This is a genomic window from Enterococcus larvae, from assembly GCF_017830045.1.
Classification (GTDB): Bacteria; Bacillota; Bacilli; order Lactobacillales; family Enterococcaceae; genus Enterococcus_L; species Enterococcus_L larvae.
Map to the genome: position 1 here is coordinate 15,360 of NZ_JAEDXU010000004.1, position 24,782 is coordinate 40,141.

The 24,782-nt window shown below is 37.9% G+C and carries 24 protein-coding genes, 1 tRNA gene and 1 pseudogene; 5 read left to right on the top strand and 21 right to left on the bottom strand.

Annotation, left to right across the window (positions count from 1 at the left end):
* Window positions 1–208: 208 nt before the first annotated feature.
* Together I6N96_RS19750 and I6N96_RS19755 are read right to left on the bottom strand one after the other, a co-directional pair.
* Entirely contained in the window at window positions 209–664 is a 456-nt protein-coding gene (locus I6N96_RS19750) for an EamA family transporter (protein ID WP_245186921.1), read from the bottom strand.
* Window positions 659–1,066 (bottom strand): annotated as a pseudogene (locus tag I6N96_RS19755) (EamA family transporter); the annotation flags it as partial. The gene I6N96_RS19750 and the pseudogene I6N96_RS19755, both read right to left, overlap by 6 nt.
* 266 nt (window positions 1,067–1,332) lie before the next feature.
* Between I6N96_RS19755 and I6N96_RS08560 the strand changes: the two are divergent.
* The gene (locus I6N96_RS08560) at window positions 1,333–2,022 is read left to right on the top strand and encodes a hypothetical protein (RefSeq protein ID WP_209557165.1); all 690 of its coding nucleotides are present in this window, start codon (window positions 1,333–1,335) and stop codon (window positions 2,020–2,022) included.
* Window positions 2,023–2,144: 122 nt separating this feature from the next.
* Here the strand turns inward: I6N96_RS08560 and I6N96_RS08565 are convergent, their stop codons facing one another.
* The 5 genes from I6N96_RS08565 to I6N96_RS08585 form a co-directional block, all read right to left on the bottom strand.
* Window positions 2,145–2,381, bottom strand: coding sequence for a hypothetical protein (locus I6N96_RS08565; protein WP_209557166.1), 237 nt, complete (start codon window positions 2,379–2,381; stop codon window positions 2,145–2,147).
* Between the two features lie 275 nt (window positions 2,382–2,656).
* Window positions 2,657–2,729, bottom strand: a tRNA-Lys gene (locus tag I6N96_RS08570).
* 207 nt (window positions 2,730–2,936) lie between these two features.
* Window positions 2,937–3,068 (bottom strand): FeoB-associated Cys-rich membrane protein, encoded by a 132-nt coding sequence (locus tag I6N96_RS08575; RefSeq protein ID WP_209557167.1) that lies wholly within the window; start codon window positions 3,066–3,068, stop codon window positions 2,937–2,939.
* Between the two features lie 6 nt (window positions 3,069–3,074).
* Window positions 3,075–5,222 carry a ferrous iron transport protein B gene (gene feoB, locus I6N96_RS08580; RefSeq protein WP_209557168.1) on the bottom strand — a complete coding sequence of 716 codons (2,148 nt, stop codon included), beginning with the start codon at window positions 5,220–5,222 and terminating at the stop codon, window positions 3,075–3,077.
* A gap of 3 nt (window positions 5,223–5,225) precedes the next feature.
* Window positions 5,226–5,693, bottom strand: coding sequence for a ferrous iron transport protein A (locus tag I6N96_RS08585; protein WP_209557169.1), 468 nt, complete (start codon window positions 5,691–5,693; stop codon window positions 5,226–5,228).
* Window positions 5,694–6,187: 494 nt separating this feature from the next.
* On the opposite strand from I6N96_RS08585, the gene nrdH reads away from it, so the two are divergent.
* The 4 genes from nrdH (at window position 6,188) to nrdF (ending at window position 9,958) form a co-directional block, all read left to right on the top strand.
* Window positions 6,188–6,412, top strand: coding sequence for a glutaredoxin-like protein NrdH (gene nrdH, locus I6N96_RS08590; RefSeq protein ID WP_086349827.1), 225 nt, complete (start codon window positions 6,188–6,190; stop codon window positions 6,410–6,412).
* Between the two features lie 2 nt (window positions 6,413–6,414).
* Window positions 6,415–6,792 carry a class Ib ribonucleoside-diphosphate reductase assembly flavoprotein NrdI gene (nrdI, locus tag I6N96_RS08595; protein WP_209557170.1) on the top strand — a complete coding sequence of 126 codons (378 nt, stop codon included), beginning with the start codon at window positions 6,415–6,417 and terminating at the stop codon, window positions 6,790–6,792.
* A complete protein-coding gene (nrdE, locus tag I6N96_RS08600) occupies window positions 6,773–8,932 on the top strand; it encodes a class 1b ribonucleoside-diphosphate reductase subunit alpha (protein ID WP_209557480.1) in 2,160 nt (719 codons plus the stop codon). The genes nrdI and nrdE overlap by 20 nt, the downstream gene beginning before the upstream one ends.
* A 63-nt stretch (window positions 8,933–8,995) precedes the next feature.
* Window positions 8,996–9,958 (top strand): class 1b ribonucleoside-diphosphate reductase subunit beta, encoded by a 963-nt coding sequence (gene nrdF, locus I6N96_RS08605; protein ID WP_209557171.1) that lies wholly within the window; start codon window positions 8,996–8,998, stop codon window positions 9,956–9,958.
* 125 nt (window positions 9,959–10,083) lie between these two features.
* Here nrdF and I6N96_RS08610 read toward each other — a convergent pair whose 3' ends face one another.
* The 14 genes from I6N96_RS08610 to I6N96_RS08675 form a co-directional block, all read right to left on the bottom strand.
* Window positions 10,084–11,190 (bottom strand): AI-2E family transporter, encoded by a 1,107-nt coding sequence (locus I6N96_RS08610; RefSeq protein WP_209557172.1) that lies wholly within the window; start codon window positions 11,188–11,190, stop codon window positions 10,084–10,086.
* 296 nt (window positions 11,191–11,486) lie between these two features.
* On the bottom strand, window positions 11,487–12,233 hold the full coding sequence (locus I6N96_RS08615; RefSeq protein ID WP_209557173.1) for a tyrosine-protein phosphatase: 747 nt from the start codon (window positions 12,231–12,233) through the stop codon (window positions 11,487–11,489).
* A 10-nt stretch (window positions 12,234–12,243) separates the two neighbouring features.
* Window positions 12,244–12,897 (bottom strand): MgtC/SapB family protein, encoded by a 654-nt coding sequence (locus I6N96_RS08620; protein ID WP_430650139.1) that lies wholly within the window; start codon window positions 12,895–12,897, stop codon window positions 12,244–12,246.
* A gap of 248 nt (window positions 12,898–13,145) precedes the next feature.
* On the bottom strand, window positions 13,146–13,847 hold the full coding sequence (nagB, locus tag I6N96_RS08625) for a glucosamine-6-phosphate deaminase (protein WP_209557175.1): 702 nt from the start codon (window positions 13,845–13,847) through the stop codon (window positions 13,146–13,148).
* Between the two features lie 203 nt (window positions 13,848–14,050).
* A complete protein-coding gene (locus I6N96_RS08630; protein WP_209557176.1) occupies window positions 14,051–15,289 on the bottom strand; it encodes an LCP family glycopolymer transferase in 1,239 nt (412 codons plus the stop codon).
* Between the two features lie 509 nt (window positions 15,290–15,798).
* Window positions 15,799–17,199 carry an oligosaccharide flippase family protein gene (locus I6N96_RS08635; RefSeq protein WP_209557177.1) on the bottom strand — a complete coding sequence of 467 codons (1,401 nt, stop codon included), beginning with the start codon at window positions 17,197–17,199 and terminating at the stop codon, window positions 15,799–15,801.
* A 17-nt stretch (window positions 17,200–17,216) separates the two neighbouring features.
* On the bottom strand, window positions 17,217–18,515 hold the full coding sequence (locus I6N96_RS08640) for an O-antigen polymerase (RefSeq protein ID WP_209557178.1): 1,299 nt from the start codon (window positions 18,513–18,515) through the stop codon (window positions 17,217–17,219).
* A 13-nt stretch (window positions 18,516–18,528) separates the two neighbouring features.
* Window positions 18,529–19,404, bottom strand: a complete 876-nt coding sequence (locus I6N96_RS08645; protein WP_209557179.1) for a glycosyltransferase — start codon at window positions 19,402–19,404, stop codon at window positions 18,529–18,531.
* Window positions 19,405–19,422: 18 nt separating this feature from the next.
* Entirely contained in the window at window positions 19,423–20,631 is a 1,209-nt protein-coding gene (locus tag I6N96_RS08650; RefSeq protein WP_209557180.1) for a CDP-glycerol glycerophosphotransferase family protein, read from the bottom strand.
* Entirely contained in the window at window positions 20,628–21,692 is a 1,065-nt protein-coding gene (locus I6N96_RS08655; protein WP_209557181.1) for an NAD-dependent epimerase/dehydratase family protein, read from the bottom strand. Before I6N96_RS08655 ends, I6N96_RS08650 begins: the two co-directional genes overlap by 4 nt.
* Window positions 21,692–22,417 carry an IspD/TarI family cytidylyltransferase gene (locus tag I6N96_RS08660; protein ID WP_209557182.1) on the bottom strand — a complete coding sequence of 242 codons (726 nt, stop codon included), beginning with the start codon at window positions 22,415–22,417 and terminating at the stop codon, window positions 21,692–21,694. Before I6N96_RS08660 ends, I6N96_RS08655 begins: the two co-directional genes overlap by 1 nt.
* The gene (locus I6N96_RS08665; protein WP_209557183.1) at window positions 22,414–23,307 is read right to left on the bottom strand and encodes a LicD family protein; all 894 of its coding nucleotides are present in this window, start codon (window positions 23,305–23,307) and stop codon (window positions 22,414–22,416) included. The genes I6N96_RS08660 and I6N96_RS08665 overlap by 4 nt, the downstream gene beginning before the upstream one ends.
* A 1-nt stretch (window position 23,308) precedes the next feature.
* Window positions 23,309–24,160 (bottom strand): NAD-dependent epimerase/dehydratase family protein, encoded by an 852-nt coding sequence (locus I6N96_RS08670; RefSeq protein WP_209557184.1) that lies wholly within the window; start codon window positions 24,158–24,160, stop codon window positions 23,309–23,311.
* Complete coding sequence (locus I6N96_RS08675; protein WP_209557185.1) at window positions 24,157–24,780, bottom strand: sugar transferase; 624 nt, start codon at window positions 24,778–24,780, stop codon at window positions 24,157–24,159. Before I6N96_RS08675 ends, I6N96_RS08670 begins: the two co-directional genes overlap by 4 nt.
* Between the last annotated feature and the right edge of the window lie 2 nt (window positions 24,781–24,782).

Below are 24,782 nucleotides of genomic sequence, written 5' to 3' on the forward strand. Positions count from 1 at the left end.
AGCAAAAAAGATTCCGTTGCTTTATTTCGATAAAATTCCCTCTCGTTAATAAAGTACTCAATTTATGTTTATTCTCATTTTGTCACTTAATATTTTTCCCTTATGTTTTCATAGCAAACAAAAAAACCTCATGGTGTCTGTACTTTCATACGGATCCCATGAGGTTTCTACAAGCCGTTTTCAATTATTCGTTCAACTCGAATGTCCATTAAAAAATCATGCATAATGTTCCTGTAATAATGAGGCCTAAGCCCAAGAGAGCCTTTAAATTCAGCTTCTCCTTGAAAATGAAGTAAGCAAAAAACACCGTAACTGCAATGCTCAGCTTATCTATCGCAACAACGGTGCTCGTTTGTCCATCCTGTAAAGCTCTGTAATAGAACAACCAAGATGCTCCTGTAGCCAGCCCTGATAAGAAAATGAAAGTCAGCTCTTTTTTATTGATCGATTTTACGTTGACTTCTTTGTTGGTAATAAAAACCATCAACCACGACATGATCAATACAACAGTCGTTCGAATTGCTGTTCCTAAATTGGACTCCACACCATCAATCCCGACTTTCCCTAAAATCGTAGTCAGGCTAGCAAACAGTGCCGATAAGCCTGCATAAACCAACCATGAGCCATTGGCCACTTTATTTTCAAGCGGCTGTTTTTGTACCATCAATAAGGTACCGCAGGCAATCAGAAAAATTGCTGCAACCTTTACTAACGTCAATTGCTCTCCCAGAAAAACAAATGCAAAGACTAATGTCAACACAATACTTGATTTATCAATAACTGCAACCTTATTCACTTCACCTATTTGCAGCGCTCTAAAATAACATAACCATGAGGCACCTGTCGCTATTCCTGACAAAATAAGAAACGTCCATGTTCCAACAGACAAAGACATCACTGTGTTCTGTGAACCGACGATCAGGACCATTCCCCAGGCAAGTATCAATACCACAATCGTTCGAAGTGCTGTTGCTAAAGTTGAGTTCGTCTCCTTAATACCAGCCTTTGCGAGTATCGAGGTGATTCCGGCAAAGAGTGCTGAAAGACCCGCATAAAAAATCCACATAATTCCTCCTGCTACTATTGAGACTTCTTGTTTTCTAAGTCTTCTTTATCATGATAGCATAAAATAATTACACAAAACAAAATGGTTTATTATTTCTTACTTATCTGGTAGTAAAAAGCTGTCGCGATCCATTAGGCTTTAATTTAAGTCTCGATTCAGATATGGCAAGCTATATAATACCTAACTCGTTATTTACTAATAATCATTTTCATAAGACACCAATTCCTATACAATAGTATGCATAGGGAAAAGGAGGTCTTATATCCATGCTCAAACAACTCAAAATATTACTATGGCTGATTGCAGGATTGGCTGTTACGATTTTAGCATTTTTCTTTATTTATAAACTAGCTATGTATGCCATGTACACGCAAGGAATCACCAGTCTTATCCTATTTGTCATTATTGTCTTTATTCAGTTTAGCATACGGAAAAAAACGGCTGCTGCATTAACAGTAGCTACTTTTATCGCTTCTGTTATGGGGATGATCCTTGATACTTGGGGAAATGAGTTATTTAATAAACCTTTAGTTTGGCTCTATGCATCTAAAGGACAACTGCTTTTCAATAATCATGTCGATAATTACGCCCCCGGTGAATATTCAATCTCTACCACCTTAACTCTGTTGGGCGCTAATGGAGAGATGCAAGATGTTTCAGCTTTTATTCTTTACGGCTATCGCTTTTTTCAGTATTTGATCCTTTATCTTATTATTGGCTATCTCATTAGACTGCTCACTAAAAATATAGGCAAAGAACAGCCAGTATCAAAGGCGAAAGAATCGTTCATCCCGTCAGAAGTATTGACTGCATCAGAGAAACAAGAGGTGTTGGCGTTATTGAAAAATGAACAGAAGGTCACTGCAATCAAATTTGTGGTCGACCACACCAACCCAAGATTATCTCTAACAACTGCCAAGAGATACGTTGAATGGTTGGATGATGAGTACTTGTAGGCAGGTATTGAAGTAACCAATTATTAAAAAGGCCGACATCGTTAGAAAAACATCGACACCGGCCCTTATTTATTTCTGTATGCATCATCTATTACATAACTAATATTACAATTTTAAAGCGATTATTTTTCTGTATCGAAGGATTTTTTGACGATATATGCTGTGCCATCCTCCGAACCCTCTTTTACATCAGAGATATCGAACAATAGATGTTCGCCATTTTCAGGATCTTCCACAACAATCAGATGACCTTTCAACTTTCGATTGTCATGTTCGATCTGGGCCATTCTCATTAATTCCTTTTCGTCCTTACTTGCAGCAATTGCATTTCCGAGGTTAAAAAAAATTGTTTCTTCCATGAGTAATCCCTCCTGTCTTGATACTTCTATTTTACCACGTTGAGGCGAATGTGACAGTTTTAAAGTGATTGATAGGGCCTTTTTTATAGAGGTATAAGTCATTCCTTACCTGAATGTATAGATGCTGTCAGGAACATATGCTAAAAACCCAATAACGACACTTGTGTCCTTTTATTGTTGCAAACTCCTAAAAACAAAAAAAGAGAATGCGCATTCCGTCTTCGAAACGTCCGAAGACGCCGACAGAATACCATTCTCGTGGGTTTGGCACCCAATGGGCCGTGAGGGGCTCGAACCCGCGACCCGCTGATTAAGAGTCAGCTGCTCTACCAACTGAGCTAACGGCCCAAACAATACTTTACTATTGTAGCACCAGAGTCTTACTTATTCAAGTGAAATATTGCATAAATTTTACACAATATTTTCAGCCAATTTATTCAACTCATTGTGCATATCAAGTGTTATATTCTAGCTGGAACGACAGGGCATTATCACATTATCCTGTCGTTTCAGCTATGGTTTCTCATTATTTCTTCTAATTCAGATTACCTTTTTTCAAGATTCCTGTTCTTTTTTTACAGGGCAGGTTGTATGACAGTCTCCGCAGTCCTGACCTTTTTTTATACGGGAATAAACAATATAACCTGCACTGCCGAATATGATTACTCCTAAAATGATTGTTGCCATGTTTGTCTATCCTCTTTCTATTGCCGTAAGAATCGGCAGTTCTTGATCTGTATATTTTGGTTTACGCACGAGCATGTAGATGATCCCCACAATCAAAGCACCTGCAAGGGCCGTCCCAAATCCAAAAGTTCCTTGTTCAAATACCACATGGCCGATTTGATAAATGATGAAGCTGACAACATATGCCAGTCCACATTGATAACCAATTGCTCCAGCCAGCCATTTCAGATCCGGCAGCTCCCGACGAATAGCTCCAATCGCAGCAAAGCAAGGGGCACATAATAAATTGAATGCCAAAAATGAATACGCAGCGACTGGCGTAAAGGCTGTTTGCAGCAAGCCCCAATACTCATAGCCATTTTCCGATACTTCTTCAAGATTCCCAAATAGGATACCAAATGTACCAATTACGTTTTCTTTAGCTACTAAACCAGTGATCGTTGCCACAGCACCACGCCAGTTCCCCCAACCGAGAGGAGCAAAAATTGGGGCAATCACTCGACCAAATCCAGCGAGAATACTGTTCTCCCCATCTGCTTCCTGTAAAGTAAAGGTGTATGTTGAGGTAAACCAGATAATGATACTGGAAACAAAAATAATCGTTCCAGCCTTTTTAGCAAAGGCTTTACTTCTATCATAAGAATAACGCAGAACATTTTTTACATGAGGCATATGGTAAGCAGGAAGCTCCATGATAAACGGCGCTGGGTCTCCTGAAAATATCTTTGTTTTCTTCAAGGCAATCCCTGAAAGGACAATTGACCCGATGCCAAGGAAGTAAGCCGATGGTGATACCCAACTGCTATTTGGGAAAAAAGCACCGGCAATCAAAGCAATGATCGGCAATTTTGCAGAACAAGGCATGAAGGTAGTAACCATGATCGTCATATGACGGTCTTTTTCATTTTCAATCGTCCGACTCGCCATGATCCCAGGTACGCCGCAGCCCGTAGCAATCAACATTGGAATAAAGGATTTACCTGATAGTCCGAATTTTCTGAAAATCCGATCCATCACAAAAGCAATTCTTGCCATGTAGCCGCAATCTTCTAAAAACCCAAGACATAGGAACAGTACTGCTAACTGTGGAAGGAACCCTAAAACGGCACCGACACCGGCGATGATCCCATCAAGAATCAGGCTTTGCATCCAACCGGCAACCTGCCAGCTTTCAAGCAATGACTCGACTGTAGAAGGAATGATTGCACCAAACAATTCTTCATTGACCCAGTCTGTCATCATGACTCCGACCGTCTGAATAGAAAGATAGTAAACGAGCCACATGATCAACGCAAAAATCGGTAATGCCAGCCAGCGATTTGTTACGATTCGGTCAATTTTATCACTGAGCTTCAATGTAATCTCATCTTTTTCAATCGCACATAAGGCGATAAGGCGAGCAATAAACTCATAACGTTCATTGATAACGATCGTTTCACTGTCATCTCCAAAAATCTTTTCAGTGATTTGGATGATTTCTTCGATTTCTTTTTTCTGTTCAACACTTATTGCCAGCTTGTCTGAGATGTGTATATCTCGTTCAAATAGTTTGATACTATAAAATCTAGCCTGGCTCTTTGGTACGATGAAGCCAATCACTTCACTGATTTCATTTAATGCTGTTTCCAAGCGCTTGTCATACTGTGGATAATGAATTTCTTTTCTGCTGTTTTTTAACTGGATTGCCTTTTCTACCGCCTCATCCAGATTTCTCTTTTTGATTGCGCTGATCCCGATAGCTTCTGTATCCAAGCTGTACGCCAATTTTTCAAGATTGATCTGTTTCCCGTTTTTCTCCACGATATCCATCATATTCAAACACAGCACAGTAGGTATACCTGATTCAATCAGCTGTGTAGTCAAATAGAGGTTACGTTCAAGATTAGTGGCATCGATCACATTCAAAAGTACCTCCGGCTGTTCCTCAAGCAGATAGTCTCTGGCAATCACCTCTTCCGGTGTATAAGGAGATAAAGAATAAATTCCCGGTAAATCCTGAATCAAAATTGTTTTATCCTTTTTCCATTTTCCTTCTTTGCGTTCAACTGTGACCCCCGGCCAGTTCCCTACATATTGATTGGCTCCTGTCAGTCCATTGAAGGCAGTTGTCTTCCCACTATTGGGATTTCCTGCTAATGCAACTTTACAACCCATTCCCTACCCCTCTTTCTTTACCAGTACCAGTTCCGCTTCATTTTTTCTAAGTGTCAGTTCATATCCCCTAACGTTGATTTCGATTGGATCTCCTAAGGGTGCTCTTTTGCGAACCAGCAGTTCTGCATTTCTCGTTAGCCCCATATCCATCAAGCGGCGACGAACTGCGCCCTTTCCGTAGACACTGACTACCTTTGCACGTTCACCAACCTCCAAAAGATCTAAAGACAGCCAGCTTTCTTCAACTTCTGCCTCTTCACTGACCATGATTTGTTTTAAAATGGCATTATCCAACGCAAGTCTGGTATTGTGTAGGACAACGATACCATTCCCTTTTTCATAGCTGGCCAATGCAACCTTCGTTCCCGCCAACAAACCTAAATCATTCAAGTGACGTCTTGTATCCTCTGGAACATCCATCGTTTTTACTGTGTATACCTTGTTCAGTTTCGCACCGGTCAAAGCAATCATGCGCAGCCTCCTTCTTTTTAGCAAAATCCAGTTCAGTTTCTTCTATATATAGTGTTCATTATTTCCAAATTTTCAGGACAAAATAAAGTAGTCCGAACTTGTGAAAAAGTTTCAACCCACCCTCAACGAAAATGAGAATCATTATCAATAAGAATACTCCTAGAATCAAGGCTTGTCAATGTTATTTCCCATGAAAACTGAGGAAAAAAAACCTAACCAAAAAAATAGTGTCCCCACAAAAACACACCACTATATCTTGTATTCTTAACCACTGAATTTCAACGGGAAAAAAATTTATTTGTCCTATTTATAAACTGAAAATCTGTCGTTTTCCTACTCAAACTCTTGTAGCCATTGGTTTTCACAAAAATTAAAAAAACACAAACCATGGTGTCTGACGATAAAAACAACCACAATATGTAGTGCCTAAGTGTTGACATTTTTCTAAAGAGATTTATACTAGTGAATGTAGATTAAACGAGGGGGACAAAACAATGAACGTAAAAATCTTTTCTAAAAATAACTGTATCCAATGCAACATGGCGAAACGCTTTTTAAATGAGAATCATATTCCTTATGAGGAAGTTAATATCGATAGTCAGCCTGAAATGATCGACTGGCTAAAAGAACAAGGATTCCAAAGCGTACCAGTTATTACTTCTGATGCAGCAACAGTTGTTGGATTCCGTCCTGACCAATTAAAACAATTGGCTAACTGATTATGAAAATAGTCTATTTTAGTGTGACGGGACAAACGAGACGCTTTATAAAAAAATTGGATTTGCCAGCTTATGAAATTGAGCCTGCGAATCCTTTTTTTGAGATAAATGAACCGTTTATACTGGTTGTTCCTACGTATGATATAGAAATCACGGAAGTCGTGAATGACTTTTTGGACCATAAAAGTAATAAAGACTATCTTCAAGCTGTAGCAGGCGGCGGCAACCGGAACTTTGCGGAGCTGTTTGTCTACACAGCGAAAGATATTGCAAGAGATTATCATGTGCCGTTAGTATTCTCCTTTGAGTTCAGCGGTACAACTGAAGATGTTGAATCCTTTAAGAAAGTAGTGAGTGAAATTGAGTCTAAAAGAAATTAAAGATGTTAGCTATTTTAAATTAAATAATGAAATCAATCGTCCGGTCAATGGACAAATCCCACTGAATAAGGACCAGGAAGCCTTGAAGGCTTTTTTTAATGAAAATGTTCTACCTAATACAAAGAAATTTGCTAACGCGGCAGAAAAGATTCAATATCTAACTGAAAATGAGTATATCGAAAAGCCATTTATTCAAAAATATTCTACAGCATTTATCGAACAGCTTTACCAGTTTCTTGATGAACAGAATTTCCAATTCAAGTCTTTCATGGCTGCATATAAATTCTATTCTCAATATGCCTTGAAAAACAATGCCGGAACAGAATACCTTGAAACCTACGAAGATCGTGTGGCTTTCAATGCGTTGTATTTTGCAGATGGAAATGAAGAACTAGCACTGACTTTAGCAGATGAAATGATTCACCAGCGTTACCAACCGGCGACACCATCTTTCTTAAATGCCGGAAGACAACGTCGTGGAGAACTGGTTTCTTGTTTCTTGATCCAAGTAACAGATGATATGAACAGTATCGGACGTTCCATCAACTCAGCTCTACAGCTTTCACGTATTGGCGGCGGTGTGGGTATCACACTTTCCAACCTTCGTGAGGGTGGCGCTCCAATCAAGGGGTACGAGGGCGCTGCCAGCGGTGTCGTTCCTGTTATGAAACTGTTCGAAGACAGCTTCAGTTATTCTAATCAACTTGGCCAACGTCAAGGTGCCGGTGTTGTGTACCTGAATGTTTTTCATCCGGATATCGAGATGTTCCTATCTACTAAGAAAGAAAATGCCGACGAAAAAATTCGCGTAAAAACTCTCTCTTTAGGTGTTCTGGTTCCAGATAAATTTTATGAGTTGGCACGTAAGAACGAAGAGATGTACTTATTTAGCCCATATAGTGTTGAAAAAGAATACGGTGTGCCATTCTCTTATGTTGATATTACTGAAGAGTATGACAACCTAGTTGCTAATCCAAATATCCGTAAAAAGAAAATCAAAGCCCGTGATCTTGAAAATGAAATTTCTAAATTACAACAAGAATCCGGTTATCCTTATATCGTCAATATCGATACAGCGAACAAGCAAAATCCTATTGACGGCAAAATCATCATGAGTAACCTATGTTCAGAAATCCTACAAGTGCAGACTCCTTCTGTTATCAATGGAAAGCAAGAATATGAAGTTCTTGGAACAGATATCAGCTGTAACTTAGGTTCAACAAATATCGTGAACTTGATGGAAAGCCCTGATTTTGGTAAATCTGTTCGTGCCATGACACGTGCGCTGACCTTTGTTACAGATTCATCTGAAATCGATGTTGTTCCTACGATTCAAAACGGCAACAAGCTTAGTCATACAATCGGTTTAGGCGCAATGGGGCTGCATACCTTCTTTGCTAAAAACCATATGATGTACGGTTCTAAAGAATCCTTGGATTTCACAAATGTATACTTCATGCTGTTGAACTACTGGACTTTAGTAGAAAGCAACAACATTGCAAAAGAATACAAGAAATCCTTCCATAATTTTGAGAAATCAGCTTACGCAGACGGTACTTACTTTGATAAATACATTGACGGAAGCTTTGTTCCTCAATTTGATAAGGTAAAAGAATTATTTGGCGATATCTTTATTCCGACTGCCGAAGATTGGAAAAACTTGCAAGAAGCTGTAATGAAGGATGGTTTGTATCATCAAAATCGTTTAGCTGTTGCACCAAACGGTTCTATCTCTTATATCAATGATACTAGTGCCAGTATCCACCCAATCACACGGATGATTGAAGAACGCCAAGAAAAGAAAATCGGTAAAATCTATTATCCAGCTGCTTATCTGGCAAATGATACGATTCCATACTATACTTCTGCTTACGATATGGATATGCGTAAAGTGATCGATGTATATGCAACTGCTCAGCAGCATGTGGATCAAGGAATGAGCTTGACCTTGTTCATGCGTTCAGAAATGCCGGAAGGCCTTTACGAGTGGAAAGACGGAACAAAACAAACAACCAGAGACCTGAATATCCTGCGTCATTATGCTTTCCATAAAGGCGTTAAATCAATCTATTATGTACGGACCTTTACAGAGGACTCCGAGGAAATCGGAAGCAATCAATGTGAAAGCTGTGTGATTTAACAGAGGCTGTTTACGATACATCCTCCAACTATCACAACCTCTGAGAAGAAAGGAAGAAAATAAATGGCAACTTATTATGAAGCGATCAACTGGAATGCGATCGAAGATATTATCGATAAATCAACTTGGGAAAAACTGACTGAGCAATTCTGGCTGGATACCCGTATTCCACTATCTAATGATTTGGATGACTGGCGTACCTTATCTGACTTAGAAAAGCAGACTGTCGGTTATGTATTCGGCGGACTGACATTGCTGGATACTGTCCAGTCCGAAAGCGGTATGGATCAATTAAGAAAAGACGTACGTACGCCCCATGAGGAAGCTGTGTTGAACAATATCCAATTTATGGAATCTGTTCATGCAAAGAGCTACTCCTCTATCTTCAGCACCTTGAATACAAAAAAAGAGATTGAAGATATTTTTGAATGGACGAATACAAATGTTTACCTGCAGAAAAAAGCAGAACGTATCAATGAAATCTATAAAAACGGCACACCGTTAGAGAAAAAAATTGCCAGTGTTTTTCTGGAAACATTCCTTTTCTATTCAGGTTTTTACACACCTCTTTATTATCTGGGGAATAACAAGCTGCCAAACGTAGCGGAAATCATCAAGCTGATCATCCGTGACGAATCTGTTCACGGTACGTATATCGGCTACAAATTCCAACTGGGCTTCAACGAGCTTCCAGAAGAAGAACAGGAAACAATGAAGGCTTGGATGTATGACCTTCTTTATGAACTATATGAAAATGAAGAACGTTATACCGAAGAACTATATGATGGACTTGGTTGGACAGAAGAGGTTAAAACCTTCCTTCGCTATAATGCCAATAAGGCATTGATGAACCTTGGAATGGACCCTATGTTTGGGGATACTGCCAATGATGTCAATCCGATCGTTATGAACGGACTATCTACCGGCACCAGCAATCATGACTTCTTCTCTCAAGTAGGAAATGGCTACCTGCTTGGACAAGTAGAAGCAATGAAGGATGAGGATTACCTCATTGGGTTAGACTAATAGTTAAAAGACGAGGGTTTGGAAGTAATTTCCAAACCCTCGTCTTTCTTTAAAAAAACAGGACTGTGACATAAATATGCCGCAGTCCTTTAAAACTGAATAAACAGTATACCAAAGTCCGCTTGCTATTTTTCTATTTCAATCGAACTTTCTTTTCTAAGCATGTAGATTTTACGAATATTCAATACCAACGTTTTGATGACTGCATAAACTGGGATACAGATCAACATTCCAATGATCCCGCCAATACTTCCTGCCGCAATCAACACTAAAATAATCGTTAACGGATGGATACTTAACGACTTACCCATCAATAACGGTTTGATCAAATTGCCGTCTAATTGTTGGATAACCAGTATCGCAATCGCTCCATACAATGCCTGTAATGGAGAAACAAAGATACCAACTAAAATAACAGGGACCGCACCAATAAATGGACCCACATAAGGAATGATATTCGTCACTCCGCAGAACACTGCCAAAAGCAGGCTATAAGGGTAATTCAACACGGACAATGCAATAAAGCTCATGATCCCTATGATCAACGCATCCAAAATCGTACTGCTAATGTAAGCTGATAATGTCTGGTTCATTTCCTGTACCGTATCACGGAGCTCTTTTCGAATACTTTTCGGAAAGAATTTAGACACCGCATCCAGAAACTTATGCCCATCCTTGAACATAAAGAATAGAATAAACGGAACTGTAAAGAGTAAAACAAAGAATTTCATCAATGCCCCTACAATTGTTGATAGACTATTCGTGACCCCAACGATCGCAACATTCAGGATATTACTGATTGTTATGTTTGCCTGTGCCAGTTCTTCTTGGAGATTGAAGCTTCTCAACTCTTCCCTCTGACTCAAATCAACCAGCCACTTATTGATTCCTTCCGCATACATCGGAATTGATTCACTCAATTCAAAAAACTGGTTAACCAGCTGCGGCACCACATTCATGATAACCAAGGCAACCAAGATGACCAATACAATCAAGCTGATGAAGAATCCTACCAACCTCGGCACCTTATGCTTTTCCAGAAGCACAACAATTGGATCAAACATGTAATAAAAGAAGCCTGCTATCAGCAGAGGTAAAAACAACGCCGAAACCATACCAATAACTGGTGCAAAAATATTCGGCATCTGCATCAAAAAGAACACACCAATAATTGTCAAAACTATTTCCACTGTCCAAAAAAGTAATTTGGACTGCTTAAATAAAGACCTCATTTAACCAAACCCTTCTCATACCAAAATATATAAATTTTTTTCTGAAGAAATGTCTCCTATTTTCCCTAAACTCGGCACTACATTTTCGTGAGCAGAAGAACTAATAGAAGTTACATAGCTTCATTCTATCATTATACTCTGTTATAAAATACGCCTTCTATCATATTTTCAGCACTGTTTATAAAAATTTATGATTTCTTACAGCATAACAAAAAACAACTTTGCTGCTGGTTTTTTTCAGAAAAAAAGAGCAGGTCTCTTCTTTCAAGATCCCTCTGCCCCTTAATCCTTCGCTTTTATTCAGCGTACATTTGACGTAATAATTGGATATCACTTTGGCTAAGCTTCAGAATATCCTGTGTATATTTTTCAATGCCTCCAAAATTTTGATCTACTAGCTGATAGGCATAATCCAGATAATCTTTCTTCACTTCCATTGCTACCTTGATACCAGCCAACTGCTCCGGACGCATCCCCTTAGCTGCAGCTTCAGCTAAGAATAGTTCATTTGGTTTCTGACGCTGTACATTGGTTTCCAAGTAATCTCTATAGATTGCCTCTTTCGGTACCTCTAACAGCTCTAACGTCAAAGCTGCAGCAACTCCGGTACGGTCTTTTCCTGCAAAGCAATGGAACAGCACACTTCCCTTTTCTGTTGAAAGCAGCTCATGGAAATATTGACGATATCCCTTTTGAGCACCTGCATTAAGAATCAGATTCTCATAGATTTCCATCATATGACGATCAACTGCACCAATATCAGATACATCAAACAGATCTTCCAAGCTGGCATCATGATGAACTTCCTTCATGATATCGATCCATTCATAAGCCACATTATCCAGTTCATCATCTGGTCGAGTGCTGATTTCCTTCTCTCCACGCAAATCGATGATTTTTACCAGTTCATGGGTTTGGAGCGCATCCAAACTTTTCTCATCCAGCTGATAAACCTCTCCTGAACGCAACAGTCGGTTGTGCTTCACTGTTTTACCTACATTGGTTTTGATACCGCCCAATTCTCTAAAATTCGCTAAATTCATAAACTCCTCCTTATATACTGACTAAACGTAGTTTAGTGATATTCTCATAAATCGAAAGCTCTTCTATTACCTCAGCATACGTCATCCCTCTGGGAAGCTCAATCGTATAGATATTTGTATAGACTCTGGTATTTCCGCTCAAATCAACATCAAAATTGACATCCTCTATCTCGATTTTATGCTGTTCAAAATACTGATTGATGAATTCTTTGGTTTCCTGCTTATGGACATAACGAATCTCCAATTTTTTTATTGTCGGCACATGGATGATTCTTTTGATCAAGGTCAATGCAATAAATACACCAATAAAACTCGTCAGCGCAATCGCATAATACCCCATACCGATCGCAATACCTAAACCGGCAACTGCCCATAAGGATGCTGCTGTAGTCAATCCTGTAACGGATCGTTTTGTTACGATGATCGTTCCGGCACCAAGAAAACCAATGCCGCTCACAACCTGAGCAATCAGCCTTGCTTGATCCGAGCGAATCACACCACTTATTTCCGGATAAGCCATCGCATCTCTCAACGCAGAAAGCGCAATTTCATCCTGTATCAATGCAATGACGGTCGCACCCATGCAAACAAGAATATGCGTACGCATTCCAGCTGGACGGTTTTTATACTGCCGTTCAAAACCAATCGTACCGCCGATGATCATCGAAAGAGACAAGCGTAAAACAATCTCAGGAATAGTTAACGTCAACTCTGTCAATTTTCTTCATCACCTTTGCTTGTAAGATAAATCTTTATCTTATTATAGCACTATTCTAATCAAAATTTCGTTGAAAAACGGATCTTCTCCTGTCAGGATTTTGCAAACATCCACTTCTTGATATCGATAAAAGAAAATTCAATAAAAAAACAAAGCCTTCAGCAGTTAGCTGAAGACCTTGTTTTTTTATTAGATTAAAGTTTTGACGCTGCTGCTTCATCGATGATCACTACAACATCATCGTGATTTTGCAATGCACTTGCAGGCATATCGATTGTAACAGGTCCGTCAACCAGCCCTTTTACAGCGTCTGCTTTTGCCTCTCCATAAGCCATCAAAATCATTTTCTTTCCTTTTAGAATAGAACCGATCCCCATTGAAACGGCTGTTGTAGGTACATCTTCAACGCGATCGAAATAGCGCTTATTAGCATTGATTGTTGACTCTGTCAGCTCAACAACGTGAGTCAGGCTATCAAGTGGTGTTCCTGGCTCATTAAATCCAATGTGACCATTTTGGCCAATACCTAAAATTTGGATATCGACAGTGTGACCGTCGATGATTTCTTCGTAACGTTTGCATTCAGCATCTAAATCTTCTGCTTTCCCGTTAGGAACATATGTGTCCTTAAATGGTTTTTTGTTGAATAATTTCTCATTCATGAAATGACGGTAGCTCTGCTCATCATTACCGCCTAAGCCAACGTACTCATCAAGATTGATTGAAACCATATGAGAGAAATCTAAATCACTTTCCACCATTTCTTTATATAGTGTTTCCGGTGTGCTTCCTGTCGCAAGACCTAGCACTCCAGCCCCTGCTGCCATGCCTTCTTTGATAAGTTCAAAAGCTTTTTTTCCGCCTTCTTCTGCATTTGCTACACGAATGATTTTCATTGATGATTCTCCTTTGCTCTTCGCTTGTTTTGGTATAGTCCAATTATAGCACTTTTCTTTTTCTTTTTCTACCCAAACGAATAGAAAAGATTATTTTTTCTTGTTGATTTGAAGTAACTTTAAAAAATAATTGATTCAATAAAAAAACAGAAGCGCTCTTTACAAAGGCTCCTGTTTCATTCGTCACAATTTTAATTAGTTATTTACGTTCCGTCTGCTGCACCGTCGACATTGCCAACGTCAGCGCCTGAATCATCAGCCACTACACCACCGTTATTCTCATAACTTGGCGTTGTCTCAACAGGTGCAGGAGTCGGCTCAACATAAGCCGGTTCACTGTAACCTTGATCGTAATTTTGGCTGTAGCCTTGATCATAGTTTCCTGAATAGGAATCTGCAGCTGCGTTTGCAGTTGGATCATAATACGTACTGTCGCCAGTATAAGATGAGCTTGTTCCAGTATAAGACCCGTAAGCAGCCAATCGAGTGGTAAGCTCCGCCAGCATAGTATCATTTTGCGGTAGACCAAGCTGTGCACGCAATTGGGTTTGAATATCGAATAAATTATCTGCATTCAATATTTGATAAGAGACACCATCGATCATGGCATCAGATGTTTCCAACTGTAACGACTCAATACTCTGAAACGCAGATAGATATTTTTTCTGAATATCGATCATGTCATCCCAAGTTAAGTCTGTTTTCACATTGTCCTTTACCGCATTCAAAATACTCTTGTATTGTGTCACACCGCTAAGGCTCAACACTTTACGAACAATCTTTTCCACGACTTCTCTTTGTCGTTTTTGACGACCGATATCTCCCTCAGGGTCATCATAACGGTAACGAGCATAAGCTAAGCCTGTTTCGCCTGTCAATGTCATCGGTCCTTTTGGTAAATCAACCCCATCAAGCTCTGTCTCATAAGGATTATCTACATCAATGCCACCTACAGCATCAATCAAATCCTTCAGACCTCTCATGTTGATGGACACATAGTTGTCTATCGGAATATCCAATAAGTTCTCTACGGTATCAATCGTCATTTTTGCTCCACCGTAGGCATACGCATGATTCAGTTTATCATCCGTATCATTCCCTACAAGCTCCGTCAATGTATCACGGCTTAAGCTGATCATTGTCGATTTATTTTCCTTAGGATTAACAGTGACAACCATTATGGTGTCAGAACGTCCACCGTCCTCTTCGTCTCTCCCAAGATCCCCATTATCAATCCCCATCAACAAAACTGAGAAGGGTTCTTGAGCATCAATATTTACAGCAGTTTCCCGCTTAGCTGAAACTCTTTCGATTGATTCATATACATCTGTTACTGTATCGCTGGCATCAGAATACATTTTAAGTCCATAGGCACATATTCCGGCAACCAGTACAAAGACTAGTCCAAGGAAAGACAGCACCAGCTTTTTCCATAAGTTCATAAGACACTTCCTCATTTACGCAAGAATCGTTATACCTAATCATTTTCTCACAATTTTTGTACAGTAGCAATAATTTTGAAAGAATGGCATCATTTCTTAACACAATTGTAAAATAAGGAATATAAGGAAATGAGAAGCAGGAAATTACATGCCTCATGTTTTCTACTTATACTTTTCTGATATAGCAGTTGATATACTATTACAAAATAAGCCTTACCCATTTTTCCATTCATACGTTAATCATCTAAATTATTTCAACTAACCAACGTATAGTTAAACGAAATATTTATCTTTTTTATTTCAAAATCTGTTTCTTGAAAAAGTAATCCATCACGCAACTAATCAAGTGAACTTATTAAACAATAGACGAAGTAAACCTTGCAACATTTGTAAAAAGCCTCTTTACCAAAAAAGATAAAGAACGGCTTCTTATTTTTAAGATTAGCACACCTGCTATTTCTCTTGCAGAACTTCATTTTTTCAACTTCTGCTATTATATATGTTTTTGTTTAAATTTTTTCCTTGATGAATTTAATAGATGTACCTATGTCTGAGAACTTATACACATAAATCAAAAGAACAGCTCCGTACAGCAGCATTGAAAGTGCAGAATTAACATACCAATTGATCACTATGAACAGCAACGTTAGCACTGTCTCTGAAAGTACCTCTTTGCTTATGCTAATATCCAGATAACCTGCAAGCTTTCTCTCAGCTAAAAATGATCGAATAGCTAACGAAATAACAATCGAAAAAATTGCAAGATTTGGATTAGGAATCAAGAAAACAAATAGTATTCCTAAAACTAAGCTCACAGCCACAGAAATGATATTTGATGTTAAAATCACCTGTTCTCGTCGTATTGTTTTTAAAAATGTATTGATCAGCATACTTGTTTTGCTGTTATAAATGATAATTGGGAAAACGATGGCCATGTATCGAAGACTATCCGCATATTGCGGCAACCAGAGAACAAGGACGCTCTTAAGAGGGTAGTAGAAAACCATTGCGCAAAAAATTCCTGTCATCAATAAGCTGTTCATCTTTTTATATAGTGGGCTTAGTTGGCTTTCATCTGTTCTTCGTAAAATTGGAAAGACGACCATTGATACTGCATTAACAAAAATCATCATCAAGTTAGACAGCGTCAGCGTCAGGGACACTTTCCCGAAAAAAGCAATCCCCCATTTGAATTCAATCATGAATCGAATCAATCCTGTGATAAAAATACCGGCGATTCCACCAAATGTTACCTTATAACCAATTAAAATATTCTCTTTTATATCCGTTAAACTTGAGCGGATATCTATCGGTTTTGAAAGCAGCAACTTCCTATTTGTGATTACCGCATAGACTAGGCTTATCGTTCGTGCCAAAATATCTGCCAATATCAGACCTTTAAAAGACCCTGTTTTAAAGAAAAATAGAAAAAGAAAAACCAGAGCTAGATAAATAATACGATCCAGTATGATAATAAATGAATATTTTTTCAGCATATTCGTAGCCAACAAAATGAATTGAACAAATATGTTTGAATTATAGATAAACATACAGATACTTGCTGCTACAAGAACAAAAAGCTTATTTTCATCAGGAACAAACAGTAATGTGAATGCCACTAGTATCAAAGAAAGAATAAATTCAAAGAATAGAAACATGGAAAATTGCGTACCGTATTTCCGTTTATCTAACGAACTGTATTCTTCTCCACCAATTTGCAGATACATGCCATCAACCCAGCCAAAATGAAAGATTCCTAGATAGGTAAAATACAACATATATAACTGGAAATAGCCATATGATTCTACTCCAATCAGTTTAGGAATCGTCAACGTAACAATCATGGAGATGATCGTTGACAGCATATTCGCCATAAAAGTGTATGATAGATTTTTCAGTATTTTTTTCAAAATTTTTCTCCTAAGCTCTAGTTAAAATATATCTTTCTCCTTGTGATTAAATGGAAGAAAATATATAAGTAAATACTTTGATACAGTGTTGCAAGTGTGAATATATTGCTTACGAATTGTTCGTCAATTGCTACTTCAACTACAGGATAAAATATGCTGCAGAATATAATAATGTTAATGGCACTAGTTGTTGTTCGTTTAATTTTTTCCATCCACCCACTATAAAACATTCCTTGTATGAAGAAAATGAACAACATACCAAACTGACCATAATCTTGTATGTATCTTCTTAGGCTAGTATAAATATTTGTTCTAAAATCTGAAAAATAGATAAATTCTAATGGTGTATTATATTCCGCTACGGAGGTTAAGCGAAGCTTCCTCAAAATAGTATATATATTATAGAGCGTTTCCTTACCAAAAAATTCGCTTTGACCAGGTTCTCTTAAATATTGGTTCAATCCAACAATTGAGCTCCCAATATAAATTGAAATGTCATCCCAGAGATTACGTACATCAGTTTTCCCTGTTAAAAAACCTAAAAATCGAAATAGAATCAAAAAGACGATAATTCCCACAACACCTAAGAGAATGATCTTCACATCTACCATCCTATCCCAATTATTACTTTTCTTCCACAGAATAAAGAAGAGCATCAAAATATAAACAATCAATCGAATAAAATCAATTCTGGCAGTTGAAATAGAAATCTGTATACCATACATAATTATAGGGAAAAAATAGGAAATATTAATTCTATTGAAAAATAACTTATTATAAATCAATGAAAAAATGTAGACATAGGCAATCGTCTTAGACATCATGAGGAAATGCGATAAGTAAGAAGGAACCTCTGTCTGATATTTTGTATTGATTACAGCATATCTGGCAAATTTGAACATTTCATCATATCCACCGGAATTTCCGGCCAAAAGAGAGATGGAATAAATATACCTGAAATACAGAAATAAGGTACCACCCATAAAAATCACAAACAGCATTGTTATACCACTACTTACTTTTATCGGTTTCTCATCAAATAATCGATGATTGTTTGATTTGAAAAAGGACCTACCCAGTGTTTTTGATACCACATCTCCAACGCCAAAAAGAAGTAAAGCGAGAAAAAGCAATAATATAGTGAGAGGATAGATTTCAATATTCCATTTTCCAACATTCACTAAACAGACAATTACTGATAATGAAATAACCGTAATTGAAATAAGCCATGGAGATAAGATATCTCTGCCATTTAATATATAAGCAGCTATTCCTAGCGTTATTAGAAAAAGCAATAATAGTAGTAAATAGTACATCGGTTCCTCCTGTTTATCTCGTTATCTTGGCTCTCATTCCAGCAGATATTCCTCGCAGCATAGCTCCAAATTGCGCAAAAAAACGCTTCTCAAAAATCAATTTTTTAACTTCCCACTTTGTTACTTTTTTCAACTCTGACGACACCTTGATATGCTTCTTATATTTACGCATAAAGTAAATTGAGTTTCTAACAAAATAGTAATTTCTAACAGGGTTATGATTAAATACGATTGTCTTTTTCTTCATTTTATCAGAAGAAAGAGACTCGATCATTCTCCCAACGATTGAAAGCTCGGCGCCATCTCCAAGCTGCTGGATCATATACGTATCGTTCACACGAACAATTTTCTTATTTAGCAGTAGGACTTTCTGGCACATATCATAATCAACATAATCAATGAACAGCCAATCATCATAACCGCCAGCTTCTTTCCATGCGGCTGTCTCTAGCAGCATCCCGGAAGTGGGGCAACGCTCAACATAATCATACTCGTTTTCAGTGGATGTCTCAAATAGAATTTCTCCGCTAGAAGACTTTCGTATGACTCTCAATGTCAACATTCCGATAGTCGGATCATCAATATATCTTGAGTAGCTTTCGATAACATTCGGTTGGATCAACGTATCCTGATCCATGGATAGGACCCATTCAAAGCCCTCTTTATCAGCTTCCATCATCAAGCGATTCAAAGCCTTAGCGATACCAACATTTTCTGAAAAACCAACAACGCTGATTTCTTTATCTATCAACTTGATCTGCTCAATATTGCTGCTGCCATTGTCAATAATGTAGACACGTTCAACCTGCTTTCGCAAAATAGCCAGGTTATTTTCCAGCAGCTCTATATCTGGATTAAATGTAATTACACCTGCACATATCTTTCTCATCTATTCCCTCATCATATTTCATAAATTCAAAATTTCTTTATAGTTTCTTTCACAGTTATGCTCATCAAAAAATTCAAAAAAATCATCAATACGATCTAAGTATTTCTTGTCAACCTGCCAATTTGCTGAATAAGCCTTCTGCATTTCACGAAGCAGATCCTGCTCATTCTCAGTAACTGGTCCAAAACCATCCTCTTCATAAGTAAAATACTTACTTTCAGAATACTGCTTTTCAGTAAATTCTGCTTGATCAAACTGATAATAAATCATTGGTTTTTTCATATAACAAAAATCATAATTAACACTGGAATAATCTGTAATCAACAAACTCGTTTCTCTTAACAAATCTTGAATGAAGTAATCCTTCTGAAAAGCAATAGTGATTCTATCACTGGTCGAGTGAAAATATTGACTGTATATCTGTGCGTAATTATGTAAGTAAAGAATCAGCTCTAAGTCGTTGGACTCTAAAAAGCTTATCAATTCCTCACTATTGATCAAAGAAAAAAATCTTTTATAGTAGGTTGATTCTAAAAATTTGTCTGTAACTTCTCGTTTTTTATCAGGGTCTACCTCTAGCCTGAAGTCCAGCCAGTTGCGCCACGTAGGCATAACAAGAATTTTATTCTTCTTTCCATCATGGCTCTTCAAGGTATCACAGCGACAAAAGCCTATCACCTTTATTCTGTCTGCCACCTGATAATTCTCAGCGAGCATGATTTCTTTTTCCTTTTCAGACATCGTTACTATCATATCATAATTTGTTTCTCTACCGTCAACAATGGATGAATAACCTCTGGCAACACCATGATTGAGAAAAACATTTTTAAATCCATGGAAATTCCATTGAACTAAGTCTTCACAAATTCTTCCATATGGGAAACCATAATATTTCGTTGTACCGATAAACTTATTACAACCCCAAAAAAGCAGATAATGCTTTACTCCGCCGAATTTTATATAGTTTCCTAATGGTTTGATTCGCTCAAAGTCGCTGCATTCAAGATTGATGGGATAGAACACTTTGCGATTAGGATCATGCTCTCTAATATATTTGAAAAGCCAGTAACCATTATCCCTTGCATTGTTCTCATACTCTGTGATCACCCATACATCCCTGTTGATCATTTTGTATATCTTTCCGGGGATAAACATTATCACCAGTAAAAACAATGGACGAATATCTCTCAATTTGAGTTTTTTTATTTGTCCCAACAGCTTGTTCATGCCTGTATCCCCTCTTCTCTTTCTTTGAAACTATCAATCAAAGAATGGAAGGAAGCTTCCAGAGAACGCTGCGGTTTCCAACCTAATTTCACTATCTTGTCAACATTCAGCTTTATCTGTGTTTTCTCTGCGAAACCTGATTTCTGTAAATCTTCAATTTCATAAACTACTTGGATCTGATTTCCAGTGATCCTTTCAGCTACTAAAGAGGCTACTTCCTTTATTCTCATTGTAGATTTCGGATTGGAGATGTTATAAATGTTATTTCGTTCCCCTTTTACAAATAGGTACATGAATGCCTGAACAACATCTCGAATGTCACAATAATTAGCAACTGATTCTCCATCCGTTTTCAAGACGATATCCTGTCCGTTGATAACATTTTTTGCAAGCTGTGCAAAGAAACGATTTTCAAGAGTCGAAACGCCTGAACCAAATGTTTGAGCTAGACGAGCAACAATCACATCAAGAGATGCTTCTTTACCATAAGCAAAAGCAATCATCTCACTCGCTCTCTTGCCTTCCGGGTAAACGTTTCTCGGATTTGTTACATCCAAATACCCCAGATCCTTTTCAGTTACTTCAGTAAATTCATCATATCTTCCATATGCCTCCATTGAAGAAGTGAAGATTACCTTAGCCCCCTTCTCCTTGGTGAACTCTAACACTGCTCGAGTGCCATCGATCATGTCGTAGAAGGTCTTGGCGGGATTATTGATGATCAGCTTTGATTGTGTTGTCGCAGCAGTATGAAGAACATAATCTACCGTGCCATCAAAATGAATCGGCTCTGTAATATCTTGAAAAACACCTAGAATCCCTTGATTTTGGTATTCTTCATAGAGCGCATCAAATTTTTCTTTATTTCTGGCATGTCCAATAATTTTACAGTTCGTCTTAAAATATTCATTCATATAAACAAGTGTCATGATGAATTGATAGCCCACCAATCCCGTTGCTCCTGTGACAAAAAAAGTTTTGTCTTTGAAATTGGGCATCAATTCCTTCATTTCTTCTATCGAATCAATAATATCTTTATGAAATATAGGATCCAAAGTCATTATTTGCCTCCGTCGTTGAAATTGTACTCTTTTTTCATTTCATAGATTGTTTTGAATAGGTAATAATCTGAAGGAGTCGTTATTTTGATGTTCTCTGTTTCTCCTTCGACAATGCCTAAACTGAAGCCATAATACTTCATCAACGAAGCAGAATCAATAAAATCTCTCTTCTCTTCATCGATAGATGTCTTATGAGCCTTCAAAATATTCTTAAGTAAAAAGCTTTGAGGGGCTTTAGCAAGACGACATTTTTCTCTGTCAAAAATCTCATCCAGTTTTTCATCGGCGATGTAAGTCACTGTTTCTATTGCCGGACTAACTGTGATTGCGGCTCCTTCTAATTTTACAAGCTCAATATTGTTATTGATCGTATTATCATCTATGATTGGTCTAACACCATCATGGATCAACACAATGACTTCTTCTTGTGGGAACTGTTGGTCAATTGCCAAAAGCCCTTGATACTGTGAATCCAAAGCTGTTGCTCCTCCAGCTATAACTGCAAACACTTTTTTCAACTCAAACTTTTGCAGCAGCTCATTCATGTAATCAAGCCATTCTGCCTTACAAACAACAACGATTGCATCAATATTGGGATTGTTTTCAAAAACATCAAGAGTATGTATGATAATCGGCTTTCCATCTAACTCTAAAAACTGCTTTGGAAGTGAATCATTCTTCATTCTTGAGCCAACTCCACCGGCAAAAATCAAGGCAACGTTCATAGATGCCCACCTTCTTTCACTTTATAATATTTTCCTTTGTATGCTGTATAAGAGGTTTCTGTATCCACACAAACGATGTCATGCTTAGGCACTTGTTCGCTTTTCGGAGGCTCTGTCATGTAATCACCAAAAATCAGCGCCAAATATTCCTTATAACCAATAGGAACAGGCATCTGTTCTTGTTCAAAGAGAACCATCTCAGACTTGGCAAACCATCTTTTCTCCAGTTTCCTTAGAATGGCTTTCGGACCTGTGACAAGCTCTACCAAATAATCTCCTTCATCCCAACTCCATTGTGACATCATCGACTCTGCTTTTTTCCATATTTTATAGCGCAGGCGCTGTCCAGGAATCACAACTAATAAAAGCTTTGTCGCTACTTTAAGGAATCCGCCCTTATTATTAGGCACCCTTTGTGCGTTATAGACAGAAAAGGTCATAGCAGCAAGAATTTGCTTTATTCTGCTAAAACGGCCCCTTGGCACAACATCAATAGGGATTATATCAATACTGATTCCGTGATTTATATCATTATCCACACTATGACTGTTAATGAATGTCGTTGTATTATCCTTTACAGTCATCGCCGTATGATGGTAATTTTCTGTTTGATTGGTTCTACATAATGAATATTTCTCATTCTGGTTCAATTTATCCCATTCGTTTGTCAATTTTTCATAGTCTTTTCTCAGCATAAAGCAATCGACATCATCATCCCATGGGATAAATCCTTGGTTTCGTACAGCCCCAATCATCGACCCGCCGGCTAAAAAAAGCGATAAGTCATTCTCTAAACAAATGTCTCTTAAATGAATCAATATCTCTAGTTCTTTCAGTTGTAATTCTCTTAAATCATTTTGGCTCACATTTTCCAAAGAATTTATCTTCATGTTATTCCTTCCCGTTTTCTGATAAATGAATACTTTCACTAAAGCTGAATGCATTATAGTCTAAAGAGAATGAACTGATTTCTTTATCAATCTTTAAGTCACCATAAACTTTTTTCAGCACACTGATAGACAGTTTCTCCACAACAAGACTCCCTAACCATTTAAATGCAAAAGCAGTGCCCTTGCCATGATTTTTTCTTATCTGTCTAATCATCTCATTCGTATTCACAAACTCAGTATTTTGCGGGTGAAATAGACCCGTCAACTGTTGCTCAATAACTAATTGAAGAAACGAGCATAAATTACCAATATAAATCATGCTTCTGCTATTCTCTACTTTTGGGAATAATCCCCAATGCAAAGCCAGCTTTCTTAACCGCAAATAATTTCCAGGAGAGTTCTTTCCATAGACCATAGGAGGGCGTAGAATCACCAGTCTGAACTGTTCATCCTCTAGCTCGCTTAGTAATTTCTCTGCTTCATATTTTGATTTTCCATAGGCATTTTGAGGAATGTAGGGTGTGGTTGCTGTAATCAGCCCTTCGTTCAAGCCGTATACAGACACTGTGCTGAAAAAGATAAACTGCTTTACTCCAGCTTCTTTTGCCTTCAATGCTGTCTCGTATGCTAAATCACGATTCACTTTATAGTACAAAGAGTCCTCTGTTTCGTTTCTATGAACAATCGCCGCTAAGTGAAGGATCGAGTCATAAGAAGAAAAGTCATGCTCTTTCCAAGAAGCATCCTTCAAATCGATTGTATCGATTTTATATTCACTACTATGCTGCTTCATCCATTCTTCAAACGAAGTCCCCACATAACTGCTCTTACCAGCAATCAAGATTTTCTTCATTTCATTTTCCCTCCATCTTTATGAGAGTCCAATGACTGATTGCCTTCTACGACACCTTCAGACTTAAAGACTGAAACAATGGTTCCAAAAAAGCATTTTATATCCATAAACAACGACAGCTTAGTGACATATTCGCCGTCAAGCTTCGCTTTCACAGGAATTTCCAACTCATCTCTTCCATTTATCTGTGCCCAGCCAGTCAAGCCTGGTCGTATATCATTTGCACCATATTTATCTCGTTCTTCAATTAAATCATATTGATTCCATAAAGCCGGACGAGGGCCAATTACTGCCATGTCCCCTTTTAAAATATTGACTAACTGCGGCAATTCATCCAGACTTGTCTTGCGCAACAGCTTGCCAACTCGAGTAATGAAATAATCTGGATTCTCCAGTAGATGTGTGGGCATTTCTTTTGGTGTATCGATTCTCATCGTACGGAACTTGTAGATATTGAAATATTTCTTTCCCTTTCCAACACGTTTTTGAACAAAAACGATTGGTCCTTCTGACTCCAATTTAATAGCAATAATAACCAGCAAAAATACCGGAGACAGAACAATCAATCCGCTCAATGAAAGGATAAACCCTAAGCCCCTTTTTATCCAGTTTCTATACATTT